This is a genomic window from Aequorivita flava (assembly GCF_038742595.1).
GTDB classification, from domain to species: domain Bacteria; phylum Bacteroidota; class Bacteroidia; order Flavobacteriales; family Flavobacteriaceae; genus Aequorivita; species Aequorivita marisscotiae.
Genome location: NZ_JBANCF010000010.1, coordinates 17267 through 42709, shown reverse-complemented (window position 1 = coordinate 42709; position 25443 = coordinate 17267). Strand labels below are relative to the sequence as shown.

The window sequence follows — 25443 nt, the reverse complement described above, 5'->3', positions numbered from 1 at the left end:
GTTTTTGATTAAAATTAAGCCATATTAAACGAGGTTTACTGAGTGAGGTTGTCATCTTGTGAAATTAGTTAATTGAAATCAATATTTTAGTATTTCAAGTATCTTCTTCTTCACTTTTTCGATGGAAGGTATCATCGTTTCCTCCAATGTGGAATTAAGTGGAATTGCAGGCATATTTTCGGAGCCTATCAACATAACGGGCGCATCCAATTGCTGAAAACATTCTTCTTGAATTCTTCCCTGCAAACCGCGTGAAAATCCGTTGTCGGAAGGTTCTTCGGTTACAACCAAACATTTTCCGCATTTCTTAACCGATTTAAAAACCGTTTCATAATCCAAAGGATGCAGTGTTCTAAGGTCAACAACTTCAATTTTATCCTGCATTCCAAGTTCTTCGGAAGCGTTCATTGCCCAGTGCACGCCCATTCCGTAGGTTATTATAGAAAGTGTTTCCTCTTCTTCCTGTTTCCAGATTTCCTGCAAAACCCAAGCTTTTCCAAAAGGCAAAACATAATCTTCTGCAGGCATTATAGACGTTGCGCCCTTTGTTCCCTTCACCTTACTCCAATACAAGCCTTTATGTTCAAAAATCACAACCGGGTTTGGGTCGTAATAGGCCGCTTTTAGCAGACCTTTTAAATCGGCACCGTTACTCGGATACGCAATTTTTAATCCACGAATATTAGTCACCACACTTTCCACGGAAGAGGAATGGTACGGGCCACCACTGCCGTAAGCGCCAATAGGCACACGTAAAATCATTGAAACCGGCCATTTTCCGTTTGAAAGATAACAGCTTCGGGAAACTTCAGTAAAAAGTTGATTGAGCCCTGGCCAAATATAATCCGCAAACTGAACTTCTACAATTGGTTTTAAGCCAACAGCGCTCATTCCCACGGTTGAACCTACGATAAATGCCTCTTGAATTGGCGTATTAAAAACACGATTGTCGCCAAATTTTTGTGCCAAAGTAGCCGCTTCGCGAAACACGCCACCCAAACGTGCGCCCACATCCTGACCATACAATAAACATTCCTTGTGTTTCCGCATCAATTCCTCAATGGCAAAAAGTGCACAATCTACCATCACCACTTTTTCGCCTCCTTTAGGGGATCGTTCACCCTTTTCTTCGGTAATTTCCGTTGGAGCAAAATCGTGCGTAAAAAGATCTTCGGGTTTTGGATCTTCAGCATTTAACGCCCTTTCCAAAGATTCTTTGATTTCGATTTTGATGTCGGCTTCTATTTCTGAAAGTTCTTTGTCATTAAAACCATTATCCAATAACAATTTTTTCAATTTTGGATACGGATCACGACTTCGCGCTTCCTCCAAATCATCGCGATAAAACTCCATCCGAACGCCAGAAGTATGATGGTTCAATAGCGGAACTTTTGCGTGAACCAAAAATGGTCTGCGCTCTTCCCGAATTTTTGAAATTACATTCTGAATTGTATTATAACTTTCCTCAAAATCAGCCCCATCAATTGAAATTGCTTCTAATCCGTGAAATCCCTTTGCGTATTCTGCGGCATTCTGGGCTCTTGTTTCCGCAGCATTAGCCGAAATATCCCACTCGTTGTCCTGTACTAAATAAAGAATGGGCAGCATCTTTAAAACTGCCATTTGAAAGGCTTCAGCAACTTCGCCTTCTGTAACCGAGGCATCACCTAAACTACAAACCACAATGGGCAATTCTGAATTCTGAATTCCGAATTCTGAATTCATTGATTCCTTATACCAAAACCCCATCGCAACACCCGTAGCTGGAATGGCCTGCATTCCCGTTGCAGAACTTTGATGTGGAATTTTTGGTTTATCATCATCTTTCAAACTTGGATGACTATAATAGGTTCTTCCGCCCGAAAAGGGATCGTCTTTTTTTGCCAAAACCTGGAGCATAAGCTCATACGGTTTCATTCCAATGGAAAGCAACATAGAATCATCACGATAATACGGAAAAGCGTAATCCTGCGGCAACAGCTGCATTCCCAGGGCTATTTGAATTACCTCATGACCCCGCGAAGTTGCGTGCACGTATTTTGAAACGGTTTTAAAATTTTCCTCATAAATCTCTGTCATCGCTTTTGCGGTGACGAGGTTTTTAAAGGCTTTTTTTAATATATCTTTTTTAATTTTCATCTTTAGATTTTGACGTTTTTGAATCACGACCACTTGCTTCGCTCGTTATACGAACCACGACGGTTGGAATCACAACTTTTAAACGTCGTTTTTCGTGCAGTATGCCAAGTGAACGATTGTGGTTCAAAACGTCCTTTTCATTTAATTATTCGGATCTAATGTATCTATAAAATTTGATATTTTACTTTGTAATGCTTGTACCTTATCTTCCAATCTCAAAAATAATTCTTTCGAAATAAAATTTTGACGAGCGCAAACCATCAACTGTGTTTCCCATTCAAAAGCTGAACCAAGGCTGTTTTCAAGAAAATTCAAAAAATGTCTATCTGTTCTTTTGCTCGAACCTTCAGAAATGTTTGAAGCAATGGAAACCGAACAACGATTCATTTGTGTTCGCAAACCGTATCTTTCATAATCTGGTAAAGTTGCCGTGAGTAAATAATTTTTATCAATTAACTCCATTGCCAGTAACCATATTTGCAATTTCTTAAAATTATGTCTTCTCATATATTAATTTTTTGAAACACGCCCTACGACTGTTTGATTCACAATTTTTAAAACTCGTGATTCGTGCAGTGAGCACAGCGAACGATCGTGGTTCAAAACGTCTTTTTCACATCAAACTGTTCCATATAATCGGCAATTCTTCGTAAAAAAGAACCTGCCAGATAGCCATCTACTATTCGGTGGTCAAAGGAAAGTGAAAGATACATCATTTGGCGGATTTCAATCGTATCGCCTTCTTCTCTTTCCATTACTTCGGCGCGTTTTTTAATGATTCCCGTTGCCAAAATTGCGGCTTCGGGTTGGTTGATTATGGGTGTACCCATTAAACTGCCAAAAGTTCCCACATTGCTAATTGTAAAGGTGCTGCCTTTTGTTTCATCGGCCTTTAATTTATTATCACGGGCTTTTCCAACCAATTCATTTGTCGCAGCAGCCAATTCATTTAAATTCATTTTATCGGCGTTTTTAACAACGGGCACGATTAAGTTTCCCGATGGAAGTGCAGTTGCCATCCCAATATTTATTTCGTCTTTTACAATAATGTTTCTTCCGTCCAAGGTAGAATTAATCATTGGAAAATCCTGGATTGCCTTCGCAACACATTCAATAAAAAGCGGGGTAAATGTTAGTTTTTCGTTGTATTTTTTTTGAAATGCGACTTTATTTTCATTTCGCCACTGAACCATTTCGGTTAAATCAGCTTCCACATAAGCTGTAACGTGCGGCGATGTATGTTTCGAAAAAACCATATGATCCGAAATCATTTGGCGCATACGGTCCATCTCTACGATTTTGCCTTTTCCTTTGTCGAATTTTAAATCTGGAACCTGAAATCCTGAAACTTCCGGAACAGCTTGCGCAAATTGAAACGGGCGTCCATTTTCCAAATAATTTGAAACATCACTTTTTCGTAATCGGCCATCTTTTCCAGTACCTGAAATTCGGGCCAATTCTTCATAACTAATATGGTTTTTTCTGGCAATACTATCAACCAAAGGAGAAATGAAAACATTTTCGTTTACTTTAAAAGAATTTGAAGATGCCGATGGAATTGGTTTTGAAGTTAAAGTCCCCCTCTGCCCTGCGGGCATCTCCCCCGTGGGGGGAGAAACAGGTGCTATTTTTTCAGAATTTGAAATGCTTTTTTTAGATTTCACGTTTTCTGAAAGCTCCAAAACAGCAATCACTTCGCCAACGGGAACAACATCCTGCGCCTTAAATTTATGTTCCAGCATTTTTCCGGCAGCAGTAGCAGGTACTTCATTATCTACTTTATCGGTTGCAACCTCCAAAAGAATATCGCCTTCCTCAAAAGAATCGCCCTCCTTAACCATCCAATTTATGATGGTTCCTTCGGTTATGCTCTCGCCCATTTTGGGCATTTTTAATTCTGTTTTTTGCATTTTTTATAAATATCACACTGAGCAGTCTATCCTGAGCGCAGTCGAAGGCTGTCTAAGTGCTTTTGTGTACTAATCAAAATTTATCTTGACTATGACCCCTCGACTGCGCTCGGGGAGACATTCGTCATTACTCTTGGTTCTTGATTCTAAATTCTTCCAAAGTTTTATAAAAATCTTCCTGAACGGGTCGGTTCTTCGGAATTTCCCGTAACGGTTCCACTTCCCGCAAACTTTCGTGGCAATCATTGGGTAATTGTTGGTACAATCTTGTTCCAGCTGTTTTCCATGCAATCATTTCATCTGAAATATCCTTTATAGCTTTTGCAGGATTACCAACTATTAATTTCCGTTTTGGAAATTTTGTTTCCGCTTTTACAAAACTCATGGCACCAACAATACATTCATCTCCAATTTCGGCATCGTCCATAATTACGCTATTCATTCCAATCAAGCAGTTTCTGCCCAAATTTGCTCCGTGAATTATGGCACCGTGGCCCACGTGCGCGCTTTCCTTCAACACAATACTTTTTCCGGGAAACATATGAATGGTACAATTTTCTTGCACATTCACGCCATCTTTGAGAATAATCTCGCCCCAATCGCCACGAATGGCCGCGCCGGGACCGATGTAGCAGTTTTTTCCAATAATCACATTGCCCGTTACCGCCGCCAAGGGATGGACGAAACTGGATTCGTGGATTACTGGAATATGGCCTTTGAAACTGTAGATCATTTTTTTAAATTATATGACAAAAAGATAAATGGACAAAAAGATTAAATGACAGTTATTAGTTCAATGTATTTTTAAAATTTGAAATCATTGCCTGCAATTTTTGTATTGTTTGTAAATTTTCTTCAAATGTAATATTGTCAATATATTGCAAATCATACGCACAAATTAATTGAGTTTCCCATTCAAATGAAGAACCCAATGCAGATTCTAAATACTGAATGAAATGTTTATCAGAATTTCTGGCAGAACCCTCCGCAATATTTGAGGCGATAGAAATTGAACAACGCTGTAATTGATTAGAAAGACCATAAATTTCAGATTTAGGAAATTTGGAAGTAAAAATATAGGTTTCACTCACAAGCTTCCTAGCATTCTGCCATATTGCCAATTTTCTAAAATTATTCTTTAATGCCATTTTAGGTTTTATTATCCTTTTATCCTTTCGTCATTTTATCCTTTCGTCTTTTATCATTTGATTCTTGGGGTTTCTATCTAACTTTCACCAAACTTCTTTAATGTATGTTTCGTAAATTCCGAAAGCACCAATCTTCCGGAAATCACGGCACGTTCCGCAAGTAATTCATCCCAATTTTCTGTGCCGCTCCAAAATACTTTTTTCATTTCCGCCATCGCTTCTGGATTATAATTGCAAAGATTTTCAGCAAATTTTTGAACCGCTTCATCCAATTCCTCCAAAGAATCAAAAACCTGATTGTACAATCCTTTTTGGCGGGCCCATTCGGCGTCGTAAAAGGAATTTGCATCAATTGCAATTTGGCTGAAACCGCTTGTTCCCAATTTGCGTTCAACGGCAGGACCAACCACAAATGGGCCAATTCCCACATTTAATTCGCTTAATTTAATTGCGGCAAATTTTGTGGCCATACAATAATCTGTAGCCGAAGCAACGCCTACGCCCCCGCCAACGGTTTTCCCTTGTATTCTTCCGATGATGAATTTTGGGCATTTTCGCATTGCGTTTATGACGTTTGCGAATCCACTGAAAAAAACCTTTCCGGTTTCGGCATCATTAATACTTATAAGTTCATTAAAGCTTGCACCGGCACAAAAAGTTCTGTCGCCGCCACTTTTCAGGATGATAACTTTTACTTCGTCATTGTTACCAGCTTCAGTTATTGTATTTGCGAGTTTCGCCAACAAATCTCCCGGCAAACTATTGTGTGCTGGATGGAAGAATTCGGTGGTTGCAATGTTGTTTTTTATTTCCTGTTTTACGTATGGTTCGTTATTCATATTTTTTTTAAATAAAATGACGTAGGACCAAAAGACGTAAGACATAAGACTTTTGTCCTACGTCTTAAGTCTTACCGTCTTATGTCAATAAATTAAACTGTTCAAAATGATGGTTCAAATGTTTTCGCTCCAGTAAATACCACTCGTAGCGATTCATTTCGCCAAAAACCAGATTGTTCAATTTGGCATCGGGATTTTCTTTGAAATAGTTTTTATATGCTTCCCGTTCTTCCAGAAATTTCTCTTTCGCCGTTGCTAAATCGGGATGTTTCAGTTTATCTAAAGTATCTTTTTCCAATTGCGGAAAATTCGAGTTTCGCGGAAATTTATCGTAATTGTAAAGGCTCGCGTGTACTTTTTCCAAAATCTTTTCTGGCGTCGCAACTTCAAAATCCTGAATTTTTCCCGAAGCAATTTTATAGGTATATTCCAAATGTTCCAACATATGTTGGGGCGTCATAATGCCCCACTTGGGCTTGGAATCTTCGGATAATTTATTCAACGATTCCTGAATTTTTTCATCGGTCATTTCAACAAAGGTTTCTTGCTTCTTTTGAACCATGGTGAGAATTGTAGCCAAAGCAACCAATTCATCTTCAGCATCAAAAACCTCCACAAACCATTTTACGATTCCGCTGGGGTGTTCAGCCGAAGCTACGTCGCGATCTACTTTTTGCTTGCACGTTAACCGTACATAAATTGTATCGTTATGATATAGCGGGCGCAAAAAACGACAGTCTTCCAAGCCGTAATTTGCTGCAACCGGCCCTTTGTTCGGATAAACGAAAAGTCCCGCTGCCGCCGCGATGATAAAATATCCGTGAGCAGTGCGCTTTTCAAAAATACTTCCGTCGAGCGAGGTGATATCCGTATGTGCATAAAAATGATCCCACGTAAGATTTGCAAAACTTATAATATCTGAATCCGTTAACGTGCGCTTGTGTGTTTTTAGCGACATTCCGGGTTTTATATCTTCCCAGTGATATTTAAAGGGGTGCTGTTCTGCCTCTTTATATTTGGCATTTGCTTGATAAATTCCGGTGATTTCGGTTAAGGTAGTTGGCGAACCTTGAATTGCAGTTCGTTGCAAATAATGCTTTATTCCGCGCATTCCGCCCATTTCCTCACCGCCACCCGCACGTCCCGGACCGCCATGGACCAAACTTGGCAATGGCGAACCGTGGCCTGTACTTTCCTTGGCACTTTCGCGGTTTAACACCAAAATACGGCCGTGATGCGAAGCTGCATTAATTACATATTCCTTAGCAATATTGTCGTCGTTGGTTGCTATGGAAGAAACTAATGAACCTTTCCCCATTTGCGCCAAAGTAATGGCTTCATCTAAATTTTTGTACGGCATAATTGTGCTCACCGGTCCAAATGCTTCAGTTTCGTGAACAGACAAATTCTTAAACGGATTATCCTCACGAAGTAGAATAGGAGCCAAGAAAGCACCTTTTTTTGCATCGGCGCCAATTACTTCTATTTTATCTAAATCGCCATAAACGATATTTGCAGTTTTTGACAATTCCTGCACGCGCTCACGGACTTCTTTTACTTGATCTAAACTTACCAAAGAGCCCATTCGCACTTCCTTTAAACGCGGATCGCCAATGGTTACTTTTGAAAGGGCCCTCCCAAGGGCAATTTGCACATCTTCAACTAAGTTTTCAGGAACGATTACACGACGGATGGCGGTACATTTTTGGCCGCATTTTACCGTCATTTCATTTCGGACTTCTTTTATAAAGAGATCAAATTCGGGGGTTCCGGGTTTAGCATCTTCACCTAAAACCGAAGCGTTTAAACTATCGGCTTCCATTGTAAATGGTACGGCTTCTTCAATAATTCTTTTATGCGATTTTAGCAATCTTCCCGTAGTTGCAGAACCTGTAAATGTAACCACATCCTGTGATTCAACACTGTCTAAAATAGTTCTAGCCGAACCTGTAATCAATTGCAAGGCGCCTTCGGGCAAAATTTTGGAAGCAATTATTTCACGAACTACGGCTTCAGTTAAAAAGGAAGTATTTGTAGCTGGTTTTACCACCGCTGGCACACCCGCCATCCAGTTTACCGCACATTTTTCCAACATTCCCCAAACCGGGAAATTAAACGCATTTATATGAATGGCAACCCCGCGTTTTGGCACCATTATATGATGCGCCATAAAACGACCGCCTCTTGACAAATCTATAGGATCGCCTTCAACGTGGTAGGATTGGTTCGGAAATAATTTCCGAAGGGAAGCGTTGGCAAAAAGGTTGCCGAAACCGCCTTCAATATCGATCCAACTATCAACTTTTGTGGCGCCGGTTCGGTAGCTTATTTCATAAAAATCGGCTTTCTTTTTCACCAAATGCAGCGCTAAGGATTTTAACATATTTCCGCGCTCCTGAAACGTCATTTTCCGAAGTACCTCTCCTCCTTTTGTTCTTCCATATTGCAGGATTTCGGCAAAATCGAGACCCTCGGTATCCGAAAGTGCAATGATTTCACCAGTAATGGCATCGTGCATCGGTACGCCTTCGCCTGTGCCAGTAACCCAAGTTCCGAGTATGTAGTTTTGTAATTTCATATAATTGAAAACTAATATTTTAATAAATCGTTTAGAGTGTTTTTAATTTCAGAAATATAAGCTTTGTCAATATAACCAACCTTCTTTTTGAAACGCTCCTTTGAGATTGTCCGAACATGAAAAACCATTACTTCCGAAATTGAAGTGAGTCCATTTTCGGGGTTAGGCCTTAAGATTGGGTTGCCTTTAAAATGATGTACAGACGAGGATAACGGACAAACAATTAAGACATCGAGATGCATATTTAGTGCATTTCCACTAATAATTACGGCGGGTCTGTTGCCAGCTTGCTCGCTACCTTTTACAGGGTCAAAATATACATTCCAGATTTCTCCCTGTCTCATTTTTCGTCATATTCCTGAAGCATCCTGAAATAGTCTGCAATTCCTTCCTCTGCCATTGCCATTACCTCTTTATCCTGCGAAGCACGTTTAAAAGACTTAATATATTGAGCTTTATTAAGCTCATCGAGGTATAGCTGTAAAGCCTTTTCGATAATTCTATTCTTCGGCATTTTAAGTTCTTTGGCCATTTTCGAAAGATTTTCGAGAAGATCGTCCGGTAAAGATGATGTGAATGTTGCCATAATATATTTATAAAACGTAAATATAAAACATATTTCAATTCAAAAAAAATTGAAAATCGAAAACTTATAGGTTTACATTTTCAATAATGGCAGCATAACCTTGCCCCACACCTACACACATTGTAATTAAAGCGTATTTTTTATTTTGAAGTTGAAGTTCCAACGCTGCCGAATATGCAAGTCGCGCTCCCGTAACACCGAGTGGGTGCCCGATGGCGATGGAACCGCCATTAGGATTAATACGTGGGTCATCATCTTTCAACCCCCATTCGCGAATGCATGCTAACGCTTGGGAAGCAAAAGCCTCGTTCAGCTCAATCACGTCCATGTCTTCCATTTTTAAACCTGCTTTTTCCAAAGCTTTGTTGGAAGCTTCCACGGGACCAATGCCCATAATTCGCGGTTCGACTCCAACAACGGCGGAAGAAACAATTCTAGCAATCGGTTTTAAATTGTATTTTTTTACTGCCTCTTCCGAAGCGATAATCGTTGCCGCTGCACCATCATTTAATCCTGAAGAATTTCCGGCGGTAACACTCCCATCTTTTTTAAAGGCTGGACGCAATTTGGCCAAAATCTCTTTTGTGGAGTCTGGGCGAATAAACTCGTCATCCTTAAAAATTATTGGGTCTTTTTTTCGCTGCGGAATTTCAACTGGAACAATTTCCTTTGCCAAACGCCCATTTTGTTGCGCCTTTGCAGCCTTCATTTGCGAATTAAAGGCGAAAGCATCTTGGTCTTCCCGAGAAATATTATGCTTTTCAACCAAATTTTCAGCTGTATTTCCCATCCCGTCCGTACCGTACATTTCGGCCATTTTAGGATTTACGAAACGCCAGCCAAAACTGGAGTCGTACATTTTTGCATCGGTTCCGAAAGCTTTTGAAGGTTTAGCAACTACATATGGGCCACGAGTCATATTTTCAACGCCACCCGAGATAAAAAGGTCGCCATCGCCAGCTTTTATCGCACGGTTGGCGTGAATAATTGCTGAAAGGCCGCTGCTGCAGAGTCTATTTACCGTTTCACCGGGAACGGTTACCGGCAAACCTGCCAAAAGTGACGCCATTCGGGCCACGTTTCGGTTATCTTCCCCCGCTTGGTTTGCGCAACCGAGAATTACATCGTCATATGCTTCTTTTGGGATGTTTGGATTGCGTTTTACAATTTCGGCAATTACCAAAGCCGCCAAATCATCTGTTCTAACAGCACTTAGCGTTCCTTGATAACTGCCTATTGGCGTTCTTATTCCATCAATTATATATGCTTCCATAAATGACTTTTTATTTTTGATTGATAATTTTTGACGTGAAAAATAATTCGGAAATCAAAAATCGTTAATCTGAAATCGTTAATTATTAATTCAATAGTTCCGAAAAGGTATCGCCTTGATTTATATCGCCCGTTTTATAACCTTTCATAAACCATTTCATGCGTTGTTCGGAGCTTCCGTGGGTAAAACTATCTGGCACCACATCGCCCTGTGTTCTTTTTTGAATGGCATCATCACCAACAGCATTTGCGGCGCTTAATGCTTCTTCAATATCACCTTCTTCCAAATATTCTTGATTGTGATGTGCCCAAAGGCCTGCGTAAAAATCTGCTTGAAGTTCTAACGCAACTGAAAGTTGGTTGGCGGCGTTTCTATTTTGTTGTTGCAATTGCCGTACTTTTTGTGAAGTGCCCACCAAAGTTTGTACATGATGGCCAATTTCATGAGCGGTTACATAAGCAATCGCAAAGTCGCCACCTTTAGCACCAAATCGGGTTTTTAATTCATCAAAAAACGCCAAATCCATATACACTTTTTGATCTGCGGGGCAGTAAAACGGTCCCGAGGCAGAACTTGCATTTCCGCAGGCAGTGCTTACGGCATCTGTAAACAAAACCATTGTAGGTTCTTTATAATCGCCGATATTGTTTTGGCTAAAGATCTGGTTCCAAACATTTTCAGTGTCAGCTAATACCGTAGCCATAAAATCGCCCATTTCCTTTTCTTGTGCAGTAAGTTCTCTTTGCTCAGTTTGCTGCAACGATTGACTGCCTCCTATTTGTTCAACCAAGGGGGCTAGTTGTTGGCCTGTTTCACCTCCAAAAATCTGCAGTGCGATCACAATGAGTGCAACCACACCACCACCGGCAACTAGTTTTCCTTTGCCGCTCATTCCACGGCGGTCGTCTAAATTACCGCTTTTTCTTCTACCTTTCCATTTCATAATTTTTTCTGATTAGTTAAATATACTGCTTAATCTATTCCCAAGCCTTACTGGTTCTATAAACAACACCTTTGAAAAGTGCCACTAGCTTATCGCCGCGTTTTACTTCAACAATATTAAACCCTAATTTATTCCCTACTTTCTCAATTACGGATTGGGCTGTTAGATAATCACCCTCATTCAACGCTTCAATATGATTGATGGATGTTTCAATAGATACCGCGTATTTTCCGTGGGTATTTGCTGCAAAGCCGAAGGCAGTGTCAGCTAATGAATATGCAATCCCACCGTGGGCTTTGTTCATGCTGTTGAGCATTTCCTTTCGGATCGTCAATCCAACTTTTACCCTTCCAACCTCACATTCTAGAATCTCTATTCCCAACCAACTGCTAAACGCATCTTGACTTAACATTTTGTGTGGTATTTTCTTTCCTTCCATATTTTTATATGTGTTGTTGACCAGTATCAATTTCTTATTGAAAATCTACAAGGTAACCTGCGGCAATACCTTGCAGGAAATCTCCCGTATTTCTCCATTGTTTAGTCAAAAAAACTACTACCTGAATTTTTCATTTTCCGCAACAAAGGTGAACAACGATAGCGGTCTTCGTGGTATTCATTGTAAAGTTCGTCCATTTTTTTAACGCACCAATCAATTCCTTTTTCATCTGCCCAGCTCAATAATCCTTTCGGATAGTTTACGCCTTTTGTCATCGCGTTGTCAATATCTTCTGCGGATGCGATGTTCCAAAAAAGAGCGTCAGCAGCTTCGTTTATTAGCATTACCAGAATACGATCAAAAATTTGTATTGATTTTTCAGAAGATAAAGACCCTTCGACAGCCCTTGGGGTGACATTTTTCGAATAATCATAATACCCTTTTCCGCTTTTTCTTCCCAAGTATCCAGCTTCAGCAAAACGCTTTTGGGTGAAAGAGGGTTTGTAGCGTGGATCGAAATAGAACGCTTTAAAGACAGTTTCGGTTACCGTATAGTTCACATCATTTCCGATGAAATCCATCAATTCAAAAGGGCCCATTCTGAAGCCACCGATTTCTTTCATTGCTTTATCTATTTCAGAAAACGAAGCAATTCCTTCTTCATAAATACGAAGTGCTTCCCCATAAAATGGTCGTGCAACCCTATTTACTATAAATCCGGGTGTATCTTTCGCTACGGCAACGGTTTTTCCCCAATCTTTAATAGTTTCAACTGAAATTTTCAGTGTTTCTACCGAAGTTTGAATAGATGGAATTACCTCGACCAATTTCATCAATGGCGCGGGATTAAAAAAGTGTATCCCGATGCAGCGCTCCGGTTTTTGAAGTGATGAAGCAATTGATGCAATGGAAAGCGACGATGTGTTCGAGGCAATTATACAATCGTCGCTTACAAACTTTTCAAGTGTTGAAAACACATTTTTTTTGATGTCCAGGTTTTCAACAATCGCTTCAATGGTTAAATCGGAATCTTTTAATTCCTTTAGCGAATTAACGTATTTTATATTAGTTTGAATTCGCTGTTTTTCTTTGGAATTGATTTTTCCTTTTTCAACCAACCGATCCATAATTTTATTTAAATCTGCTTCGGCTTTTTCCAAAGCTTCCGTTTTTGTATCGTATAATTTCACTGAGCAACCTGCCGTAGCAGCTACTTGTGCAATACCTGCGCCCATTGTTCCTGCTCCTATTATTCCAACAAATTTAATTGATGATTTTTGATTAACGATTTTTGATTTTTGATTTTCCAAGTTATTGAATATTATTTTTTTGTGATGCCGTTTTTATACTAGCTACAAAAATTGAGATTAATTCATTATTTTCAATCAGTAGCCTATCTATTATTTGAACATTTGTTATCAAATTCGCGCCCCTTTGAATTTTCATATTAACGAATGACTCTCTCAATTCTTTTAAAGAAATTTTCATTTTATGTAGAAAATCTCTTGAAGATTCGGCACTTCTTGCTTCGCCATAATTCAACGCAACAGATGTGCTGGAACGGATAAGTTGTTTTGTAAGATGCTCCGCAGCAAATGAACCGTTAATATGTTTGCACATTAAAATAACTTCAACGGCAAATTTGATTAATCTATCTTCAAGTTGATTTGGAACCATATTCTATAATTTGGGTTAACACCACCATATTTAAAATTTTAAAAATCTGCACTCAACAATCGTTAATCTTAAATCGTTAATCACTTTCCTCTGAAATTCGGTTTTCTTTTATTCACAAACGCATCAACTCCTTCTGCATAATCTTCGCTTTGGGCGGCTTCAATTTGAAGTTTGCTTTCCAAATTCAACTGTTCTTCTAAATTATTTTGCATGGAATTATTTAACAAACGCTTCGTTAACCCCAATGCTTTTGTTGGCATATTCGCCATCGTATTTGCAATGATTTTTACTTCTTCTGAAAAGTTCTCTGAGGAGACAACTTTGTAAACCATTCCAAGCTTTTCAGCATCTTGGGCAGAAACTTTGTCGCCCAGCATCATTAACGCCGAAGCCTTTTGAAAACCGATCAATCGCGGTAAAAAGAAGGTTCCCGCGCTGTCCGGCACCAAACCGATTTTACTGAATGCCTGAATAAAACTTGCATTTTCGGAAGCAATTACCACATCGCAAGCTAAGGCAATATTTGCACCTGCTCCAGCCGCAACTCCATTGATTGCGCCAATAATTGGCTTTTCAATATTCCGAATTCTTTGAATAATTGGATTGTAATGTTCTTCGAGAATTTTTTTAAAACCTGGATTTAATTCGGGGGAAGTTACTTCCTTTAAATCCTGCCCTGCACAAAACGCTTTTCCGCTGCCGATGATAATTATAGCGCGGACTTCTGGATTTTTTTCACAATTGTCCAATTCATCTTGAAGCAACAGCGCCATTTCGCGATTGAAGCTGTTAAAAACTTCGGGGCGATTAAGGGTTAATGTAGCTACTTTATTTTCTATTTGGGTGGTTATGCTTTTATTCACTTTTTATAGGTTTAATAAACCCTTCGACTGCGCTCAGGGTGACATTTAGAAATTTATTTCAAACATTTAAAATAATCAAACGGTTCGTGGCAATCGTCACATTTAAACAGTGCTTTACAGGCTGTTGAACCAAATTGACTCACTAAATGTGTGCTTGTACTTCCGCATTGCGGGCATTTTACCAATTTTTTATCGCCCAACAAAACATCTTTATCGTGCGACTCTGAAAGCGGACGCGCAATACCGTATTCCTCCATTTTCTGAAGCCCTTCTTCACTAATCCAATCCGTGGACCACGCTGGGGAAAGCACCAATTCAACTTCTGTCTTTTTTCCTATTTTAGAAAAAGCAGCTTTTAAATCGTCTGCAATAACATCCATTGCTGGGCACCCGGAATAGGTGGGTGTAAGTTTTATTTGAACGTTTCCATTCACTTCAACAGCTTCGCGAATTACACCCAAATCCAAAACCGAAAGCACAGGAATCTCAGGGTCTGAAACGGTTTTCAGAACTGAAATTAAATTTTCTTGTATGTTTGGTTCTTCTGTAAGTGTCATAATTTATTAACGATTGCTGATTAACGATTTTTGATTTTTGAACTTTTTTACTTCTGAAATCGGCAATCAAAAATCGTAAATCTTTTACCATTGCATATTTGGATATGTGCGCTGCATATATTGCAAATCGGCCAAAATATAGCCCATGTGCTCCGTGTGAACGCCTTCTTTTCCGCCTTTGGTGAAATATTTATTTTCGGGAATTGCCAGTGTTGCTTCTTTTAAAACTTCAGAAACTTCTTCGTAATATTTTTCTTTAAAAGTGGAAACATCTACGCCAACTCCTTTCTTCGCCATTTCGGTTTCTGCTTCTGTCATAAAAAAAAGTTCATCCGTAAATCGCCACAGATCGTCAATTGCTTCCTGCATCTTTTGATTGCTCTCTTCAGTTCCGTCGCCTAAACGTTTTACCCAATCTGATGAAAATCGTTTGTGGTAACTTACTTCTTTAATACTTTTTTTAGCAATTGCGGCCAAAGTTTCGTCTGGGCTATTCTGAAGCTTTTCCAATAACATAAAATGGTAAACATCAAACAGGAATTGGCGCCCAATTACATATCCAAAATGTGTATTGGGCTGTTCAACGAGCAAACAATTTTTGTATTCGCGTTCAATTCGAAGAAAAGCGATATCATCTTCTGTTTTTCCGTCGCCAGTTAGCTTTGCCGCATATTGATAATAACTTCGCGTTTGCCCCAATAAATCCAACGAAATATTAGTAAGTGCAATATCGGTTTCCAAACTTGGGCCGTGACCGCAAAGTTCGCCCAATCGCTGTGCGAGGATTAGGGAATTGTCGGCTATTGTTAGGATGTAATAGTATAAATCTTTCATTTAGTATTTATAAAAATCGAAATCGAAACTCAAATCGAAATCGAAAACATTAGCTATATTTTTTGAGAAGTGAAACAACAATTCTTATAAGTTCGTCATTTTCATTTCTTATTGCTGCAATATTATTAGAATTAATGAGAATCGCTTTAATTTGAATATTAATATTTCTCAGTGACTCTCGTAATTCTTTTAATGTAATCCTTAATTTATTAGCTCTATCTTTATCCGAACCTGCGCCTTCAAATTCTCCGAAATTTAAAGCAGATGAACAGGCAGATCTTATAAGTTGTTTAGCGAGATAATCGGCAGCATAGGATTTTGGTGGCATCTTAAAAATTACAACAATCGAAGCGGCGAAATCTTCAAACCGATTGTCTAAATTATAACTTTTCATTTTTCGATTTCAGTTTAGATTTCGATTTCCCTCTACATATGCTTCACCTCATCCGGCAAATCATAAAAGGTGGGATGGCGGTAAATTTTATCCTGTGCGGGCTCAAACATTTCGCCATTGTGATCTGGATTGGAAGCGGTAATGTTTTTGCTTTCCACCACCCAAATACTTACACCTTCATTTCTACGTGTGTAAACATCGCGGGCGTTTTCCAGAGCCATTTCGGCGTCGGCAGCGTGAAGGCTTCCGAAGTGACGGTGCTCCAGTCCGTTTTTACTGCGGACAAATATTTCCCAAAGGGGCCAGTTTTTCTTTTCAGACATGAGATATTAGATTTGAGATGTGAGATGTGAGATTTAGACACTTTTCTCACGTCTAATATCTCACGTCTCACATCTATTTCAACTTGCTTTTGCTATTTTTCTTTTTTCTTTTTTTTCGGCGTGTGCCATTGCGGCGTCGCGCACCCATTCGCCATTGTTCCAAGCATTCACTCTGGCGCTCATTCTTTCTTTATTGCAGGGTCCGTGGCCTTTTACAACTTGCCAGAATTCATCCCAATCAATTTCACCAAAGTCGTAATGGCCAGTTTCTTTGTTCCATTTTAAATCGGGATCGGGAATGGTAATTCCGAGAATATCGGCTTGCGGTACCGTTTGGTCTATAAACTGTTGGCGCAATTCGTCATTACTTTTGCGTTTCAGCTTCCATTTCATGGATTGCTCTGTATGTACTGATTCTGCATCTGTCGGGCCTAACATCATTAAACTTGGCCACCACCAACGGTTGAGCGCATCTTGCGCCATTGCTTTTTGCTCTTCAGTGCCGCGGCAAAGGGTGAGCATAATTTCATATCCTTGGCGCTGGTGGAAACTTTCTTCTTTACAAACGCGAACCATTGCTCTAGCGTACGGTCCAAATGAAGTGTTGCAAAGCGGCACCTGATTTATAATTGCAGCACCGTCAACCAACCAACCAATGGCACCCATATCTGCCCAAGTAATTGTGGGATAGTTGAAAATGGAAGAATATTTAGCCTTTCCGGAGTGCAATTGCTCGTACATTTCCTCGCGTGAAATCCCCAAGGTTTCGCAAGCGGAATACAGATACAATCCGTGGCCAGCTTCATCTTGAACTTTTGCAAGCAAAGCAGCTTTTCGTCTAAGAGTTGGGGCGCGGGTTATCCAATTTCCTTCGGGCAGCATCCCAACTATTTCTGAATGTGCGTGCTGGCTTATTTGCCGAATATGTGTTTGGCGGTATTTCTCCGGCATCCAATCTTTTGGCTCTATCTTTTCATCGCGTGCAATGCGGGCTTCGAAAATTTCTTCTAAATTCATTAATTCTTTTTCACTCATAACTTTATGCTTTAAGCTTAATGCTGTATGGAGTAAGCTAGTTATACATCAAAATCTACTTTTACTTTTTCGGAAGTAGGAACGGCCTGGCAACTTAAAACATAATTTTGCGCTACCTCCTTTTCTTCCAATGCGTAATTTATTTTCATCTCTACTTCGCCTTCCAAAATCTGGCATTTACAGGTGCTGCAAACTCCGCCCTTACAGGCAAATGGTAAATCTGCACCCGCGGCCAAAGCCGCATCGAGTATATTGTCAAAATCTTTTGTCATTGTAAATTGAAATTCCTTTCCGGCATCTACAATGGTTACTTCAACCCCTTCTACATTTTGTTGCGCCAAACGTTCGGCACGTTTTTTATCTTCTTCGGTTAGACCAGTTACAAATAATTCAAAATGAATCAATTTTTTCGGCAAACCTGCTTCAATTAAATAATTGCTTACGTAGCTCACCATTTCTTCGGGTCCGCACAAAAACACTTCGCTGGTATCGGGAATGTCGATAAACGTTTTGGTTAAAACCTGCATTTTTTCGTCATCAAATCTGCCGTTGAAAAGATCTATATCGCGACGCTCTTTGGTGAGAAAATAATAAATTTCCAATCTTCCAAAGTACTGGTTCCGCAACTGCTCCAAAGCTTCTTTAAAGATAATGGATTTTGCTGTCCTATTCACATAAAACAGTTTGCAAGTTGCGTTGGGCTCCAGTGCCAAATGTGTTTTAATCATAGAAAGTACGGGCGTAATTCCACTTCCGGCGGCGAAAAACAAATAGTTTTTAGCTTTTTCCGGTTCAATTTCCACACCAAACATTCCGCTGGGCTCCATTAATTCCAAAGTATCGCCAGCTTTTAAGGTTGAATTTACAAACGTTGAAAATCTGCCTTCCGGAATTGTTTTCACGGCAACCTTCCATTCCTTATCAATGGGGCTGGAACACAAACTGTACGAACGGCGGGTATCTTCGCCATTAATATCTGCTTTTAAGGTTAAATGCTGCCCTTGGCGGAAGTGGAATTCTTCAACCAATTTATCCGGCACATCAAAGGTTATAACCGAACAATCGTCAGTTTCTTTATAAATGTCCTTTACTTTTATTCTATGAAATTTTGCCACAAAATGAGTTTAAAATGGTAAACAAAACTACGTTTTTTGCTTTTATCGGCAAGATACAAAAATTAGCTCTTTATCGTTTTGGAAACCTGCCGAGTCTAACCTATTTTTGAACAATGGAATACAAAATTGAAACCAACGAATTGTTGGACCGTTTACCACCGCATTTAAAACAATATATAAAACCACAAAACTATGAGCAATACACGCCCATTAATCAAGCTGTATGGCGTTATGTAATGCGAAAAAACGTAGATTATCTTACCAAAGTTGCGCACGAAAGTTATGTTGAAGGTTTAAAAAAAACCGGTATTTCCATAGATGAAATTCCCTCTATGTACGGGATGAACCGTATTTTAAAAGAAATTGGCTGGGCCGCAGTTGCGGTTGACGGGTTTATACCGCCGAATGCTTTTATGGAATTTCAGGCTTATAAAGTGCTTGTGATTGCCAGCGATATCCGCCAACTTGAAAACATAGAATACACCCCAGCGCCCGATATTATTCACGAAGGGGCGGGACACGCTCCTATTATTGCAAGTCCGGACTATGCCGAATATCTTCGCCGCTTTGGGGAAATTGGCGCAAAAGCAATTTCTAGCGCACACGATATTGATATGTATGAAGCCGTTCGCGAGCTTTCCATTTTAAAGGAAAGCCCTGTCCCACCCCCCAGCCACCTCCCTAAGGGAGGGGGAGCCATAACGGATTCACAAAAAAAACATTGGCAAAAAATTGAAGCCGCGGAAGCACGAGTTGAAGTACTTCAAAATAAAAAAGTGAAACCATCAGAAATTTCTCTGATTCGAAATCTACATTGGTGGACCGTGGAATACGGTTTGGTGGGCACGGTTGAAAATCCGAAGATTTATGGCGCCGGATTGCTTTCTTCCATTGGCGAAAGCGTTTGGTGCATGCAGGATGAGGTGAAGAAAATTCCGTACTCCATTGACGCTGCCTACCAAGATTTCGACATCACAAAACCGCAGCCGCAATTGTATGTAACGCCAGATTTTGCGTATTTGCAGGAGGTTTTGGAAGAATTCGCAAACACCATGGCCGTTCGGAAAGGCGGTTGGCGTGGGTTGAAAAAGTTGATAAAATCGAAACAGCTCGGGACTATTGAAATTAGTACCGGACTTCAAATTAGCGGTCATTTTTCACGAATGATAAAAAACGAGGATAACGAGGTTGTTTATTTTGAAACCGAAGGCGAAACAGCACTCTCTTACCGTGAAAAAGAAGTGATTGGCCACGGCATAAGCCGTCATACCAACGGCTTCCGTTCGCCTTTGGGGAAATTGAAAGGAATAAATCTCGCCATTGAAAATATGGGCCCGCGCGATTTGCAAGCGTATAATTTTTACGACGGAAAACCCATTGAATTTGAATTTGAAAGTGGAATAACCGTAAAAGGCTTGAATGTTACCGGAATGCGAAATCTACGAGGCGAATTGATGTTGATTCAATTTACGGATTGCACGGTTACCTATAAAGATGAAGTATTGTTTTCTCCAGATATGGGCGATTTTGATATGGCCGTGGGCAAGGAAATAGTTTCGGCATTTGCTGGGGCGGCAGATTATAATTCGTTTAATTTGGTAACGCACACTGCCAAAAGCGAGACCATCCGACCACAACTTTCTGAAAGAGAAAAAGAATTAAACTCTCTCTATAAAGAGGTTCGGGGAATACGTAATGCTGAAGAAATTGATTCGACAAAACTTCAGCAAGTCTTTAAAGTTTTAGAAGATTTTCATACAACGGATTGGCTGTTGCCACTCGAAATTTATGAATTGGTAGCGGCTAACAACTCAGATTTTTCAAAAGAAGTACTGAATTATCTTTTGAATTTGAAAATAGAAAGACCAAAAGTTGCGCATTTAATTGAAGGTGGGTTAGAACTTATTGATATAAAAAGTGTAAAGATTAAAGCAGTTGCGGAATAAATCCGCATCGACAATAAATTAATTAAAAAATTCTGCCTGAGCAGTAAAAATATTATGGGACTATTTGATTTTTTATTCGGAAACAAAAAACGAAAAATACAAGAATTTAAAAGTAGAGGCGCCATTATTGTTGACGTACGCAGTAAAGGAGAATACGATAGCGGTGCAATTCCGGGTTCCAAAAACATTCCTTTACCAAGCATTTCTTCAAAAATGAAAGAAATTAAAAAGTGGAACAAACCCGTAATTTGTTGCTGCGCTAGTGGCATGCGCAGTGCTAGTGCCGCTGGCATTTTAAAGAGCAACGGGTTAGAGGCGATGAACGGCGGCGGATGGTTTAGTTTGAGCAAGAAATTATAGACCCACCCCTAACCCCTCCCAAAGGGAGGGGAATTATTTTCATAAAAAACAATTATTTTTAAATGGTTGAATTTCAGTTTTTTGTAGCTTTATAAATACTAATCAAAAAATTGAAATTATGTATCAATACAAAGCAAAAATCATTAAAGTTTACGACGGCGACACCGTAACTGCTATGGTGGATTTAGGATTTTACCACTTTCAGCAAATGAAATTTAGGCTTTACGGAATAGACACTCCCGAATTGCGCGGTGAAGAAAGAGAGCGTGGTTTAGTTGTGCGCGACATTGTTCGTTCAATGATTCTGGATAAAGAGGTTATAATTAATTCGTATAAAGATAAGCAGGAAAAATACGGCCGCTACCTTGCCAATATTATTATTGGCGATATAGATTTAAATAAGTGGTTGGTAGATAACGGGCATGCAAAAGAATATATGCTATAGTTTCAGCTTTTGAAGTTCGGCTTCGGTTTCCACTACTGTGGAATTGTATTTTAACGTCCAGCCCATCGAGTTGGTTAATATATAAATTTTCTGAAGTTCGGAAATCAATCTATTTTCAGCATTCGTTCGCAATTCTGAAGCTTCAATTTTTTTGCGAAGCGATTTTTCAATCCGACTTTTAATTTTATTATAATCTGATGCGGTGAACTGGTTTAAATAATCCTGCGTAACATCGTAATATTGAATATTTGGGTTTATGAAGAGCTCGGGCTTGGGAATGCTTGTAATGGTTACGGTTTTTGCGGTTTCATCTATTTCCGTTTTAACTTTACTTAAATCATACGCAATCGTAGCTTTTGCATTAACCACAACCAAAGCCCGTTTATTGGCATAGGTAAGTCCGTAAAACAAATCCTTGCTGTCTCGATAACTAAAAACTTGTGCGTAGCTTCCTTCTGTAACAATCAGTTTCCCCACATTTTTTAATTCCTTTTGAATGAGCGCTGTATTGGCTTCAAGAATTTCGCGGTTTTCTTTTTTATTTTCACAATAACGAAGGCCGAAAACGATAACGAAGGCAATTATAATTCCGAGGAAAATATTTCTCATTTTTTAGATGTGAGATTTGAGACGTGAGATTTGTGATAGTACGATTATTTCGATATGAATAATTTTATCAAAAATACAATATTTTGAATCGCAAAAATCCCAAAGATTTTTTAAAACCTTTGGGAATCTCGTCTATTTCATTCAAAATCAATTTTTAACCCCAACAGGAAAATCTTGCCCAAAGCCAAAACTGGCAGGATATTGTGCACTACCTCTATACTTTCCCGAAACTTCCGGCACTTGACTTTCTAAGTATGCTTTCAATTCGTTTACAGTTATTCTGCCATCGCCACTATCTGCTTTTCCGCTTAAAGCCTGCAATAGAACGTATGTAAATACTCCGTGGCCAAGTTCATCAAATTCGGTGGCAAATTGTTCGCTGCCACTTGCCGTTAGCCAGTGAGTACCGGTACTTCGCGCAAGTTGTGCAATTGCTTTTTCTTCTGCCGCCCCTCTTGAAGAAATTGTAGTTAATGCGCCGCCACTTTGGCAAGCATCCAAAATATAAAGTTGTTTTTGTGCAGGGATTGCCGCTGAAAGTTCTTTTAAAAGTTCTGCTGAAATTCCTTTTTGGGCAATAGATTCATCGGCTCCATAAATCTGTGTCACGTCGTGTGGGACTAAATAAAAGGTTTTATTTTCATCGCTTGTCATCATTCCATGGCCGGCGTAATAGAAAATGAAAACGTCTTGCGGATTTGCTTTTGAAGAAATTTCTTTAAACGTCTGCAAAATCTTATCTTTATTGGCTTCGCTGTCTTTAATGTAATAATTGTTTACGTTGCTAGTAATGGTTTTCATTCCTGCGTCCACAGCACTTTTAAAACCATTGGCATCCGCAACAGCATAATTTAGGTTGTACTTTGGGTTTTTGTAATTGTCAATTCCCACAACCATTAAATGCAGTTGGATTCCGGCGGGTTTTATAATTTCCTCCTTTTTTGGAATATATTCTACCGAAATTTCCTGCGGGGCACTTTCGGTATTCTGACTGTTTAAAGCAACGGCACGGAAGCTGTTTTCACCTTCCAATAAAGTAAGATTAAAAACTTTTTTTGTCTCTGCGGGAGCATCGTCTTCAACTGTGAGATTTCGAGTATTGTTTGAAACCAATTTATTGTTGTGATACAATCTTACCTCCGAAATTTTATCGCCTTTTGCAAAACCTTCAACCGTAATTTTAGCCGAAGGATTTTCAGTTTTTACCACTGCTACTGCATCTTCAACTGTTAGGTTCCGTGCACCTTCAGAATACATTATCGTAACCAGTGGCGGATTCTTAATTTTATCAATATCTATAGTGGGTTTGTTAATTTTTTCACCTTGCAGCGTGCTAAACAAAAGCCTTGGTGTATAAAATTTATCAAACACTTGGTCTAGAGGAATAGTTTCGCGACCTCGTACAAACGCAACTCTATTCCAAGCGTTTTGTGAACCTTCAAACAATCCTTCGGGGGTATGCGCAATCCACTCTCCGTCTAAAAAAAGTATCAATCTTAATATTTCATTGGCGCTATTTACGTTGAAAAATTTAATAGAACCATCAGATGCTTGGGCGTAAACATTATCGTTTACAAACGCCACACCCGCATAATAAAGATCTTTAAAATTTTTACTTTCGTTTTCTAATTTACCTGTAGTTATATTGTAAATTTTGGTGCCCATTTCCTTATTAAAAAAAATTAATTTGGTTTTACTGGGATTGATGGCAAACTCTGCGTTATAATCCGCCTGCGGAATTGGAAAACTTTTTACTAATTGACCAGTAGCAGTATTAAAAATATCGGCGGTTTTTGTATTGAGGTTTATTGCTAATAATTGTTCGCCATCCTTTATATGATACATAGTCCGATAGCTATTGGGTTTGCTCCACGCAAGCTTTTTTGTTTCCAGATTAAAGTAATCCAGCCTATCTATATATTCATGATCAAAAACAATTTCGTCGCTTAAACCAACGGCTACACCCTTTCCGTTGGGCGATATATCTAAATACGCCTGTTCGGCTTTTCGAACATTTGTGAAAGGAATTTCTGCTAGCTGCTGCTTACTTTCAACATCAAGAATATACAAGGTATTTTGTTTTACATATCCTAATAATTTACTGTTTGGGTTGAAATGTGCTGTATTTGAACTCTTATCAAAATCTGTAGTAAGTGTTGTAAAACTATCTTTTATTCCAGGTACAAATTGCTTAATTCCTTCGGTATCATTTCGGGTAATGTAGTATGCAAGATTGCCTTCTTTATTAACCGATATGTCGCCATACAGCGAGTATTTAGAAGTGTAATTAGGATCGTATTTGGTTAGTTGAGTGGTGGCGTTATTACTTAACAAAGAGTGAATTTTTCCGTTAATGTCTGAAGTAAACAAACTAACGGCATTATCTGTTTCTGAAAAAATAATGTTCTGCGAATTTAGCACTTCAGACCCAAAATGCGCCACCGGATTGTTGGAATAGCGTTTGTATTTTTTATAATTTCCTTGACCAAACCATTCGTCGTTTTCATAAACATACACAAAATCCTTATCCGCTATAAGTTTTCCTTTGTTCAGGTTATTGTAAATTACACCTTTTACTTCTCCAGTAGCCGCATTAAGTTCAATGATAGGCGTTTTTAAATAGGAAACCCAAAGACTATTGCTTTCTTCGGAAATTGCAATATTGCCCGTAAAATTTTTAAGGGCACGGTTTGTATTTTTTTCAACCACTACTATTTTTTCCCAAAGCGGTTGCGAAGTAGTGGCACTAAATCGAATTACTTTTAGATGTGTTTCATCAACCACAACCGTATAAATCTGATCCAGATTTTTAAAAAATGCACTTGGCGGCACGTATAATTCGCCATAGCTCTTACTATTTATTTCGTAAAATTGATGATTTCGGGTACCGCTTTTAAACCAGATATATTCGTCGTTACCCAAAAATTCCATTCCACCCGCTTGTGGATTAGGAAACGTTGCGCCATCTGTTTTTTGCATTGCGCCTGTAACTGGATTGAATGTATTCAATGCAATATCATCAAAATCTCCTGTTAGGTAATACACCAAATTATCTGCCTTCCGAAATGCTACGTTTTGAATTTCTTCCTTTGAAGGAAATCGTTTTACTTCATTTAAAGTTGTATTGTCGTAAACAATAAATTCATTTTTTGTAGCCACGTATGTTTTTCCTGAAATATCATCCAAAGTTAAATCTCTCGCGTGCTCAGGAATATCAATGGTTTTTAGTAAGATACCCGTTGTTTTGTCCCAAAACTTTAAGGTTTTATCGTCAAAACTTCCATAACTAATAACAAGGTTTCGAGGATTGTCAAAAAGCATTTTGGTTACATAACCGCTGTGAGCAGATTGTATAGCGATGCGCGAATCCTGTGCTTGCAGATTTAGCACAATGAGAAGAAGGATAAATATTGTAAATAGCTTTTTCATA

General features: G+C 39.1%; 26 protein-coding genes. 3 read left to right on the top strand and 23 right to left on the bottom strand.

From position 1 onward, the window contains the following. Nucleotides 1-78 precede the first annotated feature (78 nt). From VZD24_RS11715 to VZD24_RS11615, 21 genes are all read right to left on the bottom strand, one after another. Nucleotides 79-2139, bottom strand: a complete 2061-nt coding sequence (locus VZD24_RS11715) for an alpha-ketoacid dehydrogenase subunit alpha/beta (protein WP_342687715.1) — start codon at nt 2137-2139, stop codon at nt 79-81. A 141-nt stretch (nt 2140-2280) separates the two neighbouring features. After that, on the bottom strand, nt 2281-2646 hold the full coding sequence (locus tag VZD24_RS11710) for a four helix bundle protein (protein ID WP_342687714.1): 366 nt from the start codon (nt 2644-2646) through the stop codon (nt 2281-2283). 92 nt (nt 2647-2738) lie between these two features. After that, a complete protein-coding gene (locus tag VZD24_RS11705; protein WP_342687713.1) occupies nt 2739-4049 on the bottom strand; it encodes a dihydrolipoamide acetyltransferase family protein in 1311 nt (436 codons plus the stop codon). 127 nt (nt 4050-4176) lie between these two features. Continuing rightward, a complete protein-coding gene (locus VZD24_RS11700) occupies nt 4177-4782 on the bottom strand; it encodes an acyltransferase (protein ID WP_279448989.1) in 606 nt (201 codons plus the stop codon). A gap of 55 nt (nt 4783-4837) precedes the next feature. Next, complete coding sequence (locus VZD24_RS11695) at nt 4838-5197, bottom strand: four helix bundle protein (protein ID WP_279448990.1); 360 nt, start codon at nt 5195-5197, stop codon at nt 4838-4840. A 77-nt stretch (nt 5198-5274) separates the two neighbouring features. Beyond that, complete coding sequence (locus VZD24_RS11690; protein WP_342687712.1) at nt 5275-6036, bottom strand: enoyl-CoA hydratase/isomerase family protein; 762 nt, start codon at nt 6034-6036, stop codon at nt 5275-5277. Between the two features lie 79 nt (nt 6037-6115). Continuing rightward, nucleotides 6116-8614, bottom strand: a complete 2499-nt coding sequence (gene paaZ / locus VZD24_RS11685; protein WP_342687711.1) for a phenylacetic acid degradation bifunctional protein PaaZ — start codon at nt 8612-8614, stop codon at nt 6116-6118. A gap of 11 nt (nt 8615-8625) precedes the next feature. Then, on the bottom strand, nt 8626-8958 hold the full coding sequence (locus VZD24_RS11680; RefSeq protein WP_342687710.1) for a type II toxin-antitoxin system PemK/MazF family toxin: 333 nt from the start codon (nt 8956-8958) through the stop codon (nt 8626-8628). Continuing rightward, on the bottom strand, nt 8955-9200 hold the full coding sequence (locus VZD24_RS11675) for a ribbon-helix-helix protein, CopG family (RefSeq protein WP_279448995.1): 246 nt from the start codon (nt 9198-9200) through the stop codon (nt 8955-8957). The genes VZD24_RS11680 and VZD24_RS11675 overlap by 4 nt, the downstream gene beginning before the upstream one ends. 64 nt (nt 9201-9264) lie before the next feature. Continuing rightward, entirely contained in the window at nt 9265-10473 is a 1209-nt protein-coding gene (pcaF, locus tag VZD24_RS11670) for a 3-oxoadipyl-CoA thiolase (RefSeq protein ID WP_279448996.1), read from the bottom strand. An 85-nt stretch (nt 10474-10558) separates the two neighbouring features. After that, nucleotides 10559-11416 carry a KPN_02809 family neutral zinc metallopeptidase gene (gene ypfJ / locus VZD24_RS11665; protein ID WP_279448997.1) on the bottom strand — a complete coding sequence of 286 codons (858 nt, stop codon included), beginning with the start codon at nt 11414-11416 and terminating at the stop codon, nt 10559-10561. Between the two features lie 34 nt (nt 11417-11450). Further along, nucleotides 11451-11855 carry a PaaI family thioesterase gene (locus tag VZD24_RS11660; protein ID WP_342687709.1) on the bottom strand — a complete coding sequence of 135 codons (405 nt, stop codon included), beginning with the start codon at nt 11853-11855 and terminating at the stop codon, nt 11451-11453. Between the two features lie 101 nt (nt 11856-11956). Then, nucleotides 11957-13090, bottom strand: coding sequence for a 3-hydroxyacyl-CoA dehydrogenase NAD-binding domain-containing protein (locus VZD24_RS11655; RefSeq protein WP_373693826.1), 1134 nt, complete (start codon nt 13088-13090; stop codon nt 11957-11959). Between the two features lie 76 nt (nt 13091-13166). Next, entirely contained in the window at nt 13167-13532 is a 366-nt protein-coding gene (locus VZD24_RS11650) for a four helix bundle protein (RefSeq protein ID WP_279449000.1), read from the bottom strand. Nucleotides 13533-13612: 80 nt separating this feature from the next. After that, nucleotides 13613-14395 carry an enoyl-CoA hydratase-related protein gene (locus VZD24_RS11645; protein ID WP_279449001.1) on the bottom strand — a complete coding sequence of 261 codons (783 nt, stop codon included), beginning with the start codon at nt 14393-14395 and terminating at the stop codon, nt 13613-13615. A gap of 53 nt (nt 14396-14448) precedes the next feature. Beyond that, nucleotides 14449-14952: a 1,2-phenylacetyl-CoA epoxidase subunit PaaD gene (gene paaD / locus VZD24_RS11640; RefSeq protein ID WP_279449002.1), complete on the bottom strand. Its 504-nt coding sequence runs from the start codon at nt 14950-14952 to the stop codon at nt 14449-14451. Nucleotides 14953-15036: 84 nt separating this feature from the next. Beyond that, on the bottom strand, nt 15037-15786 hold the full coding sequence (gene paaC / locus VZD24_RS11635) for a 1,2-phenylacetyl-CoA epoxidase subunit PaaC (RefSeq protein ID WP_279449003.1): 750 nt from the start codon (nt 15784-15786) through the stop codon (nt 15037-15039). 49 nt (nt 15787-15835) lie between these two features. Continuing rightward, a complete protein-coding gene (locus tag VZD24_RS11630) occupies nt 15836-16180 on the bottom strand; it encodes a four helix bundle protein (protein ID WP_279449004.1) in 345 nt (114 codons plus the stop codon). Between the two features lie 32 nt (nt 16181-16212). Next, nucleotides 16213-16503 (bottom strand): 1,2-phenylacetyl-CoA epoxidase subunit PaaB, encoded by a 291-nt coding sequence (gene paaB / locus VZD24_RS11625; RefSeq protein WP_279449005.1) that lies wholly within the window; start codon nt 16501-16503, stop codon nt 16213-16215. A 78-nt stretch (nt 16504-16581) separates the two neighbouring features. After that, a complete protein-coding gene (gene paaA / locus VZD24_RS11620) occupies nt 16582-17538 on the bottom strand; it encodes a 1,2-phenylacetyl-CoA epoxidase subunit PaaA (protein ID WP_342687706.1) in 957 nt (318 codons plus the stop codon). A 41-nt stretch (nt 17539-17579) separates the two neighbouring features. Then, complete coding sequence (locus VZD24_RS11615; protein WP_342687705.1) at nt 17580-18653, bottom strand: 2Fe-2S iron-sulfur cluster-binding protein; 1074 nt, start codon at nt 18651-18653, stop codon at nt 17580-17582. Between the two features lie 113 nt (nt 18654-18766). Between VZD24_RS11615 and VZD24_RS11610 the strand changes: the two genes are divergently transcribed. The 3 genes from VZD24_RS11610 (at nt 18767) to VZD24_RS11600 (ending at nt 21404) form a co-directional block, all read left to right on the top strand. Next, nucleotides 18767-20599 (top strand): aromatic amino acid hydroxylase, encoded by a 1833-nt coding sequence (locus VZD24_RS11610; RefSeq protein WP_279449008.1) that lies wholly within the window; start codon nt 18767-18769, stop codon nt 20597-20599. A gap of 54 nt (nt 20600-20653) precedes the next feature. Further along, entirely contained in the window at nt 20654-20959 is a 306-nt protein-coding gene (locus VZD24_RS11605; RefSeq protein WP_342687704.1) for a rhodanese-like domain-containing protein, read from the top strand. A gap of 118 nt (nt 20960-21077) precedes the next feature. After that, on the top strand, nt 21078-21404 hold the full coding sequence (locus VZD24_RS11600) for a thermonuclease family protein (protein ID WP_342687703.1): 327 nt from the start codon (nt 21078-21080) through the stop codon (nt 21402-21404). Here the strand turns inward: VZD24_RS11600 and VZD24_RS11595 are convergent. Together VZD24_RS11595 and VZD24_RS11590 are read right to left on the bottom strand one after the other, a co-directional pair. Continuing rightward, nucleotides 21399-22013 carry a DUF4230 domain-containing protein gene (locus tag VZD24_RS11595; RefSeq protein WP_342687702.1) on the bottom strand — a complete coding sequence of 205 codons (615 nt, stop codon included), beginning with the start codon at nt 22011-22013 and terminating at the stop codon, nt 21399-21401. The two genes, VZD24_RS11600 and VZD24_RS11595, sit on opposite strands and share 6 nt — an antisense overlap. A 147-nt stretch (nt 22014-22160) precedes the next feature. Further along, nucleotides 22161-25442: a caspase family protein gene (locus VZD24_RS11590; RefSeq protein ID WP_342687701.1), complete on the bottom strand. Its 3282-nt coding sequence runs from the start codon at nt 25440-25442 to the stop codon at nt 22161-22163. Nucleotide 25443: the final 1 nt, after the last annotated feature.